Source organism: Pediococcus parvulus (genome assembly GCF_964063155.1).
Taxonomy (GTDB): Bacteria; Bacillota; Bacilli; order Lactobacillales; family Lactobacillaceae; genus Pediococcus; species Pediococcus parvulus.
Map to the genome: position 1 here is coordinate 1,664,602 of NZ_OZ061292.1, position 12,585 is coordinate 1,677,186.

11 protein-coding genes and 2 pseudogenes are annotated in these 12,585 nt (G+C 40.2%); 7 read left to right on the forward strand and 6 right to left on the reverse strand.

Annotation, left to right across the window (positions count from 1 at the left end; translation table 11 throughout):
* Nucleotides 1–139 precede the first annotated feature (139 nt).
* The 3 genes from AB3217_RS08455 (at nucleotide 140) to AB3217_RS08465 (ending at nucleotide 2,007) form a co-directional block, all read left to right on the forward strand.
* Nucleotides 140–1,021 carry an aldose 1-epimerase family protein gene (locus tag AB3217_RS08455; RefSeq protein WP_057784255.1) on the forward strand — a complete coding sequence of 294 codons (882 nt, stop codon included), beginning with the start codon at nucleotides 140–142 and terminating at the stop codon, nucleotides 1,019–1,021.
* A gap of 117 nt (nucleotides 1,022–1,138) precedes the next feature.
* Complete coding sequence (locus tag AB3217_RS08460; protein ID WP_367366133.1) at nucleotides 1,139–1,759, forward strand: histidine phosphatase family protein; 621 nt, start codon at nucleotides 1,139–1,141, stop codon at nucleotides 1,757–1,759.
* A gap of 80 nt (nucleotides 1,760–1,839) precedes the next feature.
* Nucleotides 1,840–2,007 carry a hypothetical protein gene (locus AB3217_RS08465; protein WP_157077540.1) on the forward strand — a complete coding sequence of 56 codons (168 nt, stop codon included), beginning with the start codon at nucleotides 1,840–1,842 and terminating at the stop codon, nucleotides 2,005–2,007.
* Nucleotides 2,008–2,207: 200 nt separating this feature from the next.
* Here AB3217_RS08465 and AB3217_RS08470 read toward each other — a convergent pair whose 3' ends face one another.
* The 4 genes and pseudogenes from AB3217_RS08470 to AB3217_RS08485 all read right to left on the reverse strand — a co-directional run.
* The gene (locus AB3217_RS08470) at nucleotides 2,208–3,620 is read right to left on the reverse strand and encodes a DHA2 family efflux MFS transporter permease subunit (protein ID WP_367365982.1); all 1,413 of its coding nucleotides are present in this window, start codon (nucleotides 3,618–3,620) and stop codon (nucleotides 2,208–2,210) included.
* A gap of 3 nt (nucleotides 3,621–3,623) precedes the next feature.
* Entirely contained in the window at nucleotides 3,624–4,082 is a 459-nt protein-coding gene (locus AB3217_RS08475) for a MarR family winged helix-turn-helix transcriptional regulator (RefSeq protein WP_260267477.1), read from the reverse strand.
* 627 nt (nucleotides 4,083–4,709) lie between these two features.
* Nucleotides 4,710–4,832 carry a hypothetical protein gene (locus tag AB3217_RS08480; protein WP_260280944.1) on the reverse strand — a complete coding sequence of 41 codons (123 nt, stop codon included), beginning with the start codon at nucleotides 4,830–4,832 and terminating at the stop codon, nucleotides 4,710–4,712.
* A gap of 21 nt (nucleotides 4,833–4,853) precedes the next feature.
* Nucleotides 4,854–4,982: pseudogene (locus AB3217_RS08485) on the reverse strand (galactose-6-phosphate isomerase subunit LacB); the annotation flags it as partial.
* A 22-nt stretch (nucleotides 4,983–5,004) separates the two neighbouring features.
* Here AB3217_RS08485 and AB3217_RS08490 point away from each other — a divergent pair.
* From AB3217_RS08490 to AB3217_RS08505, 4 genes and pseudogenes are all read left to right on the forward strand, one after another.
* A pseudogene (locus AB3217_RS08490) lies at nucleotides 5,005–5,067 on the forward strand (LacI family DNA-binding transcriptional regulator); the annotation flags it as partial.
* Nucleotides 5,068–5,988: a substrate-binding domain-containing protein gene (locus AB3217_RS08495; RefSeq protein ID WP_367365983.1), complete on the forward strand. Its 921-nt coding sequence runs from the start codon at nucleotides 5,068–5,070 to the stop codon at nucleotides 5,986–5,988. It begins immediately after the preceding pseudogene.
* Nucleotides 5,989–6,177: 189 nt separating this feature from the next.
* A complete protein-coding gene (locus tag AB3217_RS08500; protein ID WP_367365984.1) occupies nucleotides 6,178–8,970 on the forward strand; it encodes a cation-translocating P-type ATPase in 2,793 nt (930 codons plus the stop codon).
* 172 nt (nucleotides 8,971–9,142) lie between these two features.
* Entirely contained in the window at nucleotides 9,143–10,384 is a 1,242-nt protein-coding gene (locus AB3217_RS08505) for an ISL3 family transposase (RefSeq protein ID WP_063697918.1), read from the forward strand.
* A gap of 95 nt (nucleotides 10,385–10,479) precedes the next feature.
* Here the strand turns inward: AB3217_RS08505 and AB3217_RS08510 are convergent, their stop codons facing one another.
* Complete coding sequence (locus AB3217_RS08510; RefSeq protein ID WP_157077546.1) at nucleotides 10,480–11,439, reverse strand: ABC transporter ATP-binding protein; 960 nt, start codon at nucleotides 11,437–11,439, stop codon at nucleotides 10,480–10,482.
* 9 nt (nucleotides 11,440–11,448) lie between these two features.
* Nucleotides 11,449–12,576 (reverse strand): ABC transporter ATP-binding protein, encoded by a 1,128-nt coding sequence (locus AB3217_RS08515; RefSeq protein WP_068806833.1) that lies wholly within the window; start codon nucleotides 12,574–12,576, stop codon nucleotides 11,449–11,451.
* Nucleotides 12,577–12,585 lie beyond the last annotated feature (9 nt).

Sequence of the window (12,585 nt, forward strand, 5' to 3'; positions counted from 1 at the left end):
TCCTGCTTTCATTGCCAACGGACATGACCTTTCGAAAGTTTGTTAAAGTTCTAAGATTTCGTTTTAGAAAGCCTTTACATTATCCGCCAACTGTTCCATCATATACCTGTACCCAATAATTTGAAAAGAGGCAACATGAATGATTACGATTAAAAACAACAAATTAGAAGTTGAAATAGACCAACTTGGTGCTCAAGTGACTCACGTGGTGGACGTCAAAGGTAATTTTGATTACATCTGGAATGGTAAAGCTTGGAAACGCCACGCACCAATTTTGTTCCCCTCAATTGGGCGATCAAACGATGATCACTACGTTGTGGATGGTCAAACTTATCCAATGCCTCAACATGGTTTTGCGCGTGATTTACAATGGGAAAATGTTCGTAAAGCCGACGACCAAGTGTTACTTCAATTAAAATCTAGTCCCAAAACAAAGGAATACTACCCATTTGATTTCATTTTACAGGTGGACTACAAATTAGTTGGTAACCAATTATTAACAAAATACAGCGTCACCAACAATGACAAACAAACGATGCCTTATGCACTTGGCTCCCATCCGGGTCTCAATATTCCAATTGACGACGATGGTGTGTTTGAAGACTACACTTTGACATTTGGGCCACATCCAAAGGAAATTCAACAGTTAGGCATTAACCCCGCTCCATTCCGGGATGGCACAAAAGCCCCATTCAAGGCAGTGGATAGCGATGGTGTTTTGAAATTAGATCACAGTACGTTTGACGATGGGTTAATTATTTTGGATGCCAAAAAGATTGAAACGGTCACTGTCCGTTCTGACCAAACCGCGCATGAGATCAAATTAAATGTGAAACATTTCCCATACATCACACTTTGGACTATGGAAAATGCGACCGAACCTTACCTTTGCATCGAACCATTTGCAGGTCTCCCTGATCAAGCAAGTGATACCCCAACAGATTGGGCTAACAAGAAGGGCAATAACTTCGCCGAACCTGGCGAAACTCAGTCCTTTGAATATGGAATTGAATTTTCATAATCCGCTTTTTACAAACTAAACATGTTAAAATGGGAACAGTGCGATTGATGCGCTGTTCTTTTTATCTTAATTAATCATATAGGGAGTGTTCTCATCAAAAAATTTACTGTTTACCTCATTCGCCATGGCGAAACTTATTTAAATAAATTCGATCGTATGCAAGGCTGGGCTGATGCTCCCCTGACCCCCAAAGGCATTCAAGATGCGCATATGGCCGCTAAAAAAGTGCAAAATGTTCACTTTGATCAAGCTTTTTCCAGTGATCTCACTCGAGCTGTTCATACGGCCAACATCATTTTGAAAGATACGCACAACGATTCGTTGGATGTGACCCAACTCGCAAACATTCGAGAAGCCTTCTTTGGCTACTTTGAAGGCGCCAATGGTCCCGAAACTTGGGATACCATTTGTCGCCCACTGGGATATACCGGCATTGATGATTTCTTGAGCAAACATACCTTTTACGAAGCACGAGATGCCATGCATGCCGCTGATCCGTTTAAAGATGCTGAAGATGCAGAAACCTTTAAAAAGCGAATTTTGACTGGGATTGATCAATTAGCCGAAAAAGCTAATGACGGTGAAACTTTATTGGTCGTTTCGCATATGGATGCCATTCGCAGTCTAATTCAATTGCTGAATCCCCAAATTGATGTTCATTTACCAATCAAAAATGGGAGTCTCAACATCTTGAATTTTACAGATAATCACGCTGAGGTTGTGGCTTACGATAAGTAGATCGACCTCCTTTGGGCAAGATGTTTTGCTTCTGTTTCCACTCATGAGACAATAAAGAAAATTGGAAAGCAGGTGGCAAAATGGCTGAAGAAAAGCAAACCGACATGCCCGCATGTTTAATCGAACCTACGGGTAAAGCCAAAGTGGAACAAGACAAACTAAGTCGTATTCATGACGAGTTGGTAAACCGCCAACTTGCAGAATTAGGGATTGCCCCACGAAAGTTATCCGTTAAAAAATCATCATAAGCTTGAAAAACGAGGGCAGGCAAAAAACTATGTTTTTTGCCTGCCCTCTGTATATTTCTTCAAATATTATTTCTAAAATGTTGGAAAAAAGGCAGATTCTTCCGCTTAGCTACGACTAACGAATGATCCAAAGTACGGATCATTCGTTAGTCTAGGCTATGCTCAGAATCTAACCGCCTTTTTGCCCACTCTCCTCATTTTTAATTAGCATTTTTTTGCTTAATCGCCGTATTCACAGCATACAATAACACCAGAATGGCGATTCCCATCAGAATTGTCAAGACTAACAAAGCGTTGCGTGATCCCACAGCCGTTAAATCAGCCTGTGATCCGCCCTTACCTAACTGGCTAGCACCAATTATTGTGGAAACAATTGACGTTCCAACTGCACCCGCAAACTGCTGAATCGTGTTCAAAATGGCATTGCCATCCGTTTGCTGCTCGTTTTTTAAGGTGGACAACCCATTCGTCATGATATTGCCAAAAATCGAACCAACCCCAAACATGTAGATGACATAAATTGCTAAAATGAGGCTATCTTTTATGTTTAAAGCTAAAACTGTAAATAACACCAGGCAAATAAAAACAATTGAGCTACCAAGCATCAATGGTTTTTTCGCGCCAAAATGGTCATAAATTCGACCACTAATTGGTGACATGACTGCGCCTAAAGCAGCACCCGGTAAAACCACTAATCCGGCAATGGTAGATGTTGCCCCATTTACTAATTGCATATAGTTGGGCAAAATAAATGACATTCCCAAAGAAATTAGCTGTAAAGCAAAAAACACAAACACATGGGCTGCAAAAGACGCGTTTCCTAACACACGCAAATCAATGACAGGCTGGTCAATGTGCAAACTGCGATAGACCAAACCAACTAAGCCGGCCAAGCCAATGATAATGGCACCGGCGACTGGCAAACTCATAAAACTCATCCCACCCATATTACTGAATCCAAGAATCAACCCAATAAATGTCATGGCAATCAACAAAATACTGACCGGATCAAATTTCATAGCTTGCGTTGGCCGTTTTTGTTCAATCGTTTTGATCCCTGTTGCTAGCGAAATTAACAGTAGTGGCACTAAGATGATGAACACAAATCGCCAGCCTAAACTCGCAACTACCACCCCACCAAATGTAGGTCCAATTGCAGGCGCAACAGCAGTGATTAAAGTTCCAATACCCATCATCATGCCAATTTTGCTGGTCGGAACTTGATCAATAATAATATTAAACATCAAGGGTAAGGCTATTCCGGTCCCGCAACCTTGTATAATCCTTCCAAGTAATAGGATCGGAAAAATTGGCGCTACCGCATCCATTATTAGGCCAAGCAAGAACAATAGATTAGCTACAATAAACAAAGATTTGGTTTTAAAACGGGTTTTTAAAGCTGACGAGAGCGGTACAATGATTGCCACAGTCAATAAGTATCCCGTTGTCAACCATTGAACCGTACTTGTGGTAATATCAAATTCTTTCATCAAAGTTGGAAAGATAATGTTCATAGCGGTTTCGACAATCACGCCACTAAAAGACATCAGCCCAGTAGCAATGACCGCGGCAATCACCTGAGGCCGAATTCGTTGATTAGTTTCATTAGTCATATTTTATTTCTCGTGGTCCTTTCCATAATTCTTACCAGCTTCATCGACGGTTAAAAATTGCAAAATCTTTGTAAAATTTTCAAGTTCTTCAGCAGTAAAATTAGCTTCCAAACTAGCTCGTTGAACCTTCATATAGTTTCGATTAATTTGGACAAAAGGTTGTGCCTTTGCTGTTAATTGAATTTGCTTTTGCCGGGCATCATCTTTTGCAACTAGTCGTAAAATTAGTCCCTTTTTTTCCATCCGTTGTAATAAGGTTGTCGCACTGGAACGGCGAATGGCAAATTCATTTTCAATATCGCGTTGAAGACACGTTTGGTTAGGATACTTTCCTAGAAAATCAATAATGGACATCTGGACACCGGTCAACTCATACTCTGCGGCAAACGTGTCGATATGCCGGCTCATGACGTTACTTGCATGTTTAATCAGGCGTCCATACATAGATAAATCCTGTTTCATCAGTTTCATCTCCTCAGCTTCCGTTAGCAGGCTAACGTTTTACATTATAGAACTTTTTTTAACGATTATGCAAGGACAAGTTAAATGAAAGCACAAAAAACTGCAAGTACATTGCATCATTAAAAATGTACTTGCAGTTTTTTACCTTGTGACTAAAGGTTGAAAGCATCAAAGTTATTATATCAGTGTGTTGATTGCAAAGATTAGACTTAGTCTGGAAGCAAATGGGCTCAGTAGTGTCCTTTATCTTAGCAGGTTTCACTTAGATAAAAGCCGAGCTTGGAGACGTGGCTTGCGGCTCCAAGTCGTGCCCACTATTCCGCCTAGTAATGATGGTTTTCGTTCCGAAAATCTTTCTTGCTCCTGTCGATGTCGATTCTTGTGGCAAACTTGGCCGCAAGAACTCGCACTATTCCGCCTAGTAATGATGATTTTCGTCCCGAAAATCTTTCTTGCTCCAGTCGATGTCGATTCTTGTGGCAAGCTCGGCCGCAAAAACTCGCACTACGTTCCAGCCCAAATTTGCTGGAAGACAGCATTTTATCTAATTTTGCTGCCATGAACATTTTCGTATCAAGCAACAAGATAAGTTTTTGTAGTTTCAACCTTTAGCTTGTAACAGCTACATTAGGCTCTAGTAACTGGAAATTCGGCCAATTGCTCTTTGATCATTTGTTGGTGTAATTCTTCAGCTGTATCGATATCGTTCTTTTTTTCTGTGGATAATGTTTTCTTTTCTATATCAGCCATGTTATTTTCTCCTCGTTTCTATTAATCGTGATAAACGCCTTCCGCCCATTTTTCAGTTTCTTCATCAAAGAAATGAGGGTTATCTTTTTGATCTGGATTTGGTGTCGCGATATGATCAATTTTATCGATTAATTTTTTATTCTCAGGTGATCTTATCGCAACAATCAATGATATTGCTAGACTAGCTGGCGTTTCTAAATCTACTGTTTCAAGAGTTTTAAATGGCGATTCAACCTTGGCAGTCAGTCAAAACACCCGGAAAAATATTTTTGAAGCGGCCGAACAGTTATCCTACGATAAATATAAAACGAAACATAAATCAAACGGGACAATTGCCGTGGTTCTCTCTTACAAAGAATCCGAGGAACTTGATGATGCATATTTTATGTCCGTACGAATTGCAATTGATAATCGCTTAACGGACAGTAATTATCGATTTAAACATTTTTTTCAAGGTGATTATGAATCTAAGAATCTTGAATCCCAATCGTATATTGGTATCATTGCAGTGGGCTTTTTTGGAAAGAAAACCATTCAGATTTTAAAAGGCTTACAAAAACCAATTGTGTTTGTAAGCACTGACACCCTCTTAGATAATTTGGACTGTGTCGTTACCGATTTCACCTCTTCCGTAGCCAGAACCACTAATCACCTATTAGATAAGGGAATTAGTGAAATCGGTATTTTGGTGGCCAAACGTTCCCATCATCATTTGATCACCTATGAAAATGATCCCCAACGGTTCTTAGCAAAGAGTTTCCTAGAATGTGAAGAAGTCTTTAATCCGGACTACTTCTTTATCGCCGAAGAATACACGGCTGAGTCCGGCTATCAAGCAATGCAAGAAATTATCCATACTCTAGGTTCAAAGTTACCTAAGGCCTTCTTAATCGGCTCAGATGCGATTGCAATTGGCGCAATGCGAGCTCTATCTGAACAAAGAATTACAATTCCAGAGCAAGTATCAATTATTGGCTTTAATGATATTACATCTGCCAAATACGTAAATCCAAGTTTAAGTACGGTTCATATTTCTCGATATGGCATGGCAAAAGCCGCGTTTAACCTTTTAAATGAACAATTTCAAAAACGTGATATGGTACCACGTAAAGTGACCATTGGCACTTCACTAATTATCCGTAAGAGTAGCGTTTAAAAATAAGCAAGAATAGCAAAAAACGCATTAGATTCTGAGCATAGCATGTTCAAAATCTAATGCGCTTTTTTAACTCTTGTTTTTGCTAACCCGTTTCAGTTGACGAACCGTTCTTTTTCCTGGAATAATGGCAACAGGATAACCATTTCGTTACAGAACTGCACGCAGATACATTACCCAAGGAGGCATGTGCCCATGTATTCACAGAAACGCAAAGATGTTGTCAAACAGCTTGAAACTTCACGTCATGATGGTTTGACAACTGAATCGGTAGAGGCCAGATTAACTAAATATGGCCCCAACAAAATACAGCAAGAAAAACATGAGTCCGCTTTAAAAGTTTATTTACAGTCTTTAACAGAACCGATCATCATCATTCTTTGGATCGCAATTGGACTGACTTTAATCAGTGCAAGCTATGATTTTTTTGCGAAGAACGATCCTGCCCATGCACTTTCCTCAGTTTATGAAGGAATTGTGATTTTGATTGTCATTTTGATCAATTCTGGTCTAACTTACTGGCAAAAGTTAAGTGCGAAAAAATCATTAGACGCTTTAAGTTCGGCTTCCCAACATCAAGCAAACGTCTTACGCGACCAAAGCTGGCAAAAAATTGACGCAAGCCAACTTGTCCCCGGTGACATTGTCGATGTTAAAATGGGAGACTTCATCGAAGCTGATCTCCGGTGGCTTTCAGTGAATGAACTTCAAGTTAATGAATCTCATTTAACTGGTGAATCTGATGCCGTTGAAAAAGACTCCAAAGTCCTTCCTAAAAATACCGACCTCGCCGACCGAACTAACATGGGCTTTTCGGGATCAACCGTTGTTAACGGAAGTGGTCTGGGTGTCGTAACCGCAACCGGTACCCACACAGAACTCGGAAAAATTGCCGATCTGCTCCAACAAAACAAAACACAAAAAACGCCGATCGAACAAAATATTACTCAGTTGACCAAGCGTTTAATGGTTGCCGCAATTGGGGTTGTGGTGATTGCGATCACCTATGATTTAGTAAAAGAATACCTTAATACCGGTACAATTCCTATTACAGCTTTGATGGATAGTGTTTCTGGGGCCATCGCGTTAGCCGTTGCAGCTATCCCGGATTCCATGCCGGTCGTCCTTTCTATTGTTTTAACAATCGGTGCACGGGTGCTAGCTCGTAATCGGGGTTTAATAAAGTCCCTTAGTAGTGTTGAAACCTTAGGAGCCACAACCCTTATAGCTTCTGATAAAACCGGTACCCTCACAAAAAATGAAATGACAGTTACCCGTTTTTTTGCAAATGGGATTAATTTCGCGGTGGATGGTAATGGTTATGATCCAGTTGGTGAAATCACCTCGATTGAAGATGGTGAAATAGGCCAAGAATCAGATTATATTCCTTTTATCAAAGGTGCGATTTTGGATAATGAATCTCAAATCCAACGCAATGAGAAAGGTCACTACGAGCCATTAGGCAACCCAACCGATGTTTCCTTAGTGGTTCTGGGTCATAAAGCTAAAATTTCACGTGCCAATCTACTCAGTCAAACAGGCGATCAAGATTATGATATTCTGCGTGTTTTCCCGTTTGAAAGTGAACGTAAAATGATGAGCACAGTCGTTAAAATTGGTAATAACTATAAATTATTTACTAAAGGTGCTCCCGATGTCATTATGCAACACACAACCGACGTCATTTTGGACAGCAAATCTGTTCCAATCAAGGAAGCTCAAGCAACCTTAGAAGACCAGGTTTTAAACTATGCGAATGATGCGCTGCGCACCATTGCTGTGGCTGGTAGGACTTTAACCAAAGAAGAAGCCCTTAATGCCACACAAACGGAACTGGAAGATCAACTCACCTTCCTTGGGATTGCAGGTATTATTGATCCTCCACGACCAGAAGTTCGAAAATCAATTGCGACCTTGCATAAAGCCTCTGTTGAAGTTGTTATGATTACCGGCGATCATCCAGCAACTGCTCGCGCTATTGCCTATCGTCTTGGTATTATCAAGGACAAACAAGCTCGCGTCATTGAAGGGCAAGAATTAGAAAAAATGTCTGATGAGCAACTATTTGAAGTGGTCCCAAACATTCGGGTTTATGCGCGCGTTTCACCAGAACATAAACAACGAATTATTAATGCTCTGCAAAAACACGATCAAGTTGTCGCTATGACTGGTGATGGCGTGAATGATGCACCAGCCTTACGTGCTGCAGACATTGGCATTGCGATGGGAATCAACGGTACCGAAGTCACTAAAGACTCCGCTGATCTCATTTTACTGGATGATCAATTTACCACAATTGAAAACTCAGTCGCTGCTGGGCGGACCATTTTTGCAAACATTAAAAATTTCATGCGTCAGGAACTCACTACTAACGTTGCGGAAGTCCTGTCAATTTTGTTGGGCACGTTTTTCATAACCCATTCAATTGGCCACATTTCCGAATTAACTCCCACTCTAACTGCAATCATGGTGCTGTGGGTTAATATGATCAGTGATTCCCTGCCATCATTTGCACTGGGTTACGATGATGCTGAACACGATGTCATGGCTGTAAAACCACGTAATGTCCATGAATCCCTGTTGGCTAATCACCTGTTATCAAGAGTGATGATTCGCGGCGTGGTAATGGGGTTGTCCGTTTTTATTGCCTTCTATTGGGCCGCTAAATCTGGCATGCAGGTCAATGAAGCACAAACCGTGGCATTCTTAACCCTAGTTTTTGGTCAATTATGGCATGTGTTTGACGCTCGAAGTACCCACACATTATTCCGCCGAAATCCATTCAGTAACCCCTATTTATTGGCCGCTGTATTGTTTGCAGGAATCTCCTCACTGGCAATTACGATGCTTCCATTTTTCAACACATTTATGGGGACAAGTATGCTTAATTGGCAAATTTACATTGCAGTGATTTTCTTGCCTGCGATCCCGACCTTAGTGCTGTCTGGGCTAAAAGAGCTGTTTAAAATCAAAATATGGTAAAAAAAAGAGGCCAGGCAAAAACATAGTTTTTGCGGGTCTACACTTTCTGGTATTGGTGAATAACTAATACCGGTTTTTTGTCTGTTTTGAAAATCAGAAAAATAAAAAAGGACATCTGTCCTCTTTGTGCTACGATTTAATCGCCAAAACAAATCGAAAAGAGGAAATTCAGATGTCCCTAACTAATTCTATCTTATGCTTATTCGAAATAACAGACCCAAACTTAATTGTCACTGGTATTTCTAAAGAACGGTGTTCCACAAACCAACGTATTCATGTCGTCCATGCAACTTTGTCTTATCAACTTTTAAAGTGCCCACATTGTGGCCATAAAAGCTTAATTAAAAACGGAACTCACATGAGTCACCTGCGTTTAGGAACCTTATCCGGTGGTCGTTACGAAATGCATTTAAAACGTCAAAGATACCAATGTAAAGATTGTTCAAAAACCTGTGGTGCTAAAACTAAGTTGGTTAATCGTAACGAAACTTTCACACATAATATCAAACATCAAGTGATCGTTTTGGCACGCGATATGTTGACGAGTAAAGAAATTGCTAAACTTTGTGGAATTTCGCCAAGCAGTGTTCAACGAATCCTAAATGCCAATATTCACTTAGCCTATCGTGTTAAACATCTCCCAGAGAATCTTTGCTTTGATGAATTTCGTTCCTGTAATCACTGGATGTCCTTTAATTGTTGCGATGCCGTTAGTCATCGCCGAATTGTTACTTTAAAAGATCGGCTAAGTAAAGATATCATTGACTACTTTGAAGCTCGTTTTTCGGTTCAAGAACGTGCCCAAGTTCAATCAGTGACGATTGACATGAATGCTGAATATGGCAGCTTCATTCATCGCTTATTTCCCAATGCGGCCACGATTATCGATCGTTTCCATATTATTCAACTGGCTGGGCGTGCCTTAGATAATGAACGCACGCAGACCATTCGTACTATCCAAGATAAGCATTCACGAATTTATCATATTTTAAAATCTCAATGGCGTTTATTTCATCTTGATGAAATAAAAGTTAATGATTCTAAGGCTGTTTATTTACGCGGAATTAACGAGTATATGACGCAACAAAACGCCATTGATTTAGCTCTAGACGCTTTTCCCAGATTTAGATCTGTGTATCAAACCTATCAAGGTATCTTAAGTGCCATACACCAAAAGGATGCTAATGCGTTCCAATCCTTACTTACTAACTACCAACCCACTAGTAATCAAATGGACATAACGATCAACACGTTTATCAAAAATGGTTCAGCCCTTCTAAACAGTTGTCGTTATCCATTTTCCAACGGTCCAATTGAAGGACTTAATCGTAAAATCAAGGCATTAAAGCGTAACTGTTTTGGTTTTCGAAATATTGACAACTTCTTTATCCGGATTAGTTTAATTCATGAGTAAACAAAAAGCACATTCACCGAAGTGAATGTGCCGTTCAAAATCTCCACCAATACGATTTGACAGAGACCCGTTTTTGCCTGGCCTCGTATTTGTATTTAGATAAGTGGTTTCAAACCTGCATCTGTTGCTCGTTTGCGATAAGTATCTAACTCATCTTCACTAGCACGAACAAAATGTTCAGGGGTGATTTCTACCATTTGGCGCTTCTTACCATCAAACTCTGGTGTTGAATCGTAAACAACCTGACGGCGATTACGTTCAAACTCAGGATCTGGCTGAGGAACAGCCGAAACCAAACTCTCCGTGTAAAGATGAAGTGGATGGTTATATACTTCTTCAGCAGGTCCAATTTCAAGTAATTTACCATAATGCATAACACCAATTCGATCACTGATATATTTAACCATTGATAAATCATGTGCAATGAACAAGTAAGTTAACCCTTTTTGTTCTTGCAATTCCTTCATCAAGTTAACAACCTGAGCCTGAATGGAAACATCCAAAGCAGAGATTGGTTCATCAGCAATGATGAAATCAGGTTGAACCGCTAACGCTCGGGCAATTCCGATCCGTTGACGCTGACCACCAGAAAACTCATTTGGATAACGACTAGAGTGATCCCGGTTCAAACCAACAGTTTCAAGCAAATCTTCTACCTGGTTAGTTCGGTCTTTATCATTTTTAGCTAAATGATGAATATCAATTCCTTCTGCCACAATATCCTTAACCTTCATACGAGGATTTAAGGAAGCATATGGATCTTGGAAAATCATTTGCATTTCACGACGAAAGGCCATCATATCAGATTTACTCTTCAATGAAGCCACATCACGACCATTAAATAAGACCTGACCATCAGTAGGATCCAACAAACGGATAATAGCACGACCAGTAGTGGTTTTACCTGAACCAGATTCGCCAACCAACCCGAAAGTTTCACCTTTGTAGATATCAAAGGAAACATCATCAACGGCACGTACTTCATCTTTTTTTCCAACATTAAAGTATTGCTTTAAATGTTTTACTTCTAGAATTTTTTCTCGTGTATCCATGATTAGCCTCCTTTACTCGCCAATTGCGTCATCATCATCGGTTCCAAAAGTTGTATTACCTGTGGAATGAATATGACCTTGGTTGATCGTACCTTCCTGTAATCGCTCCTTGTAAACCTCTTGACGACGTTTAATTTCTACTGGAGGCTCCACATGTGGTGCATCTGGATGCAAGAGCCAAGTTGCTGCATAATGCGTATCCGAAATTTTGAAAAATGGTGGTTCTTTTTCTTCATCAATTTTCATAGCATAAGGATTACGAGCAGCAAATGGGTCACCTGCTGGTGGATCCAACAAATCTGGAGGTGTTCCTGGAATAGATTCCAGTTTTCCTTTGGCAGTATCCAAGGTAGGCATTGAGTTTAGTAGGCCCCATGTATATGGATGTTGGGGATTATAGAAGATTTCATCAACCGTCCCATATTCCACAATTTTTCCAGCATACATAACAGCTACACGATCAGCCATACCGGCAACAACCCCTAAATCATGGGTAATAAAGATAATCGAAGTCGAAATTTTTTCCTGCAATTCCTTCATTAAATCCAAGATTTGAGCCTGAATCGTCACATCCAAAGCAGTAGTAGGTTCATCAGCAATCAGAATTTCTGGGTAACAGACAAGCGCAATCGCAATCACGATTCGCTGACGCATACCACCTGAAAATTGATGCGGATAATCATTAATTCGTTCTTCAGCATTAGTGATCCCAACTAACTTAAGCATTTCAAGAGCTTGTTTGTTAGCTTTTTCACGACTATAGCCTTTATGAATACGTAATGGTTCGGCAATCTGCTTACCGATTCTCATTGTGGGATCCAATGAAGTCATGGGGTCCTGGAAAATTTCCGCAATATCTTTCCCACGAATATCTTCCAATTCTTTTTGGGACATTTTTAAAATGTCTTTCCCACGAAACTTCACAGTACCTTCAACCACTTCAGCATTGTTGGCTAGTAATCCCATAACTGTTTTGGTGGTAACTGTTTTACCAGAACCAGACTCGCCAACGATCGCTAAAGTCTCTCCTTTTTTCAAATGGAAAGAAACGTCACGAATCGCCTTAACCGTACCTGCATAGGTATGGAAGTCAATGGTTAAGTCTTTTACTTCCAGAATATTTTCATCTGCATTTTCCATTGTATCTTC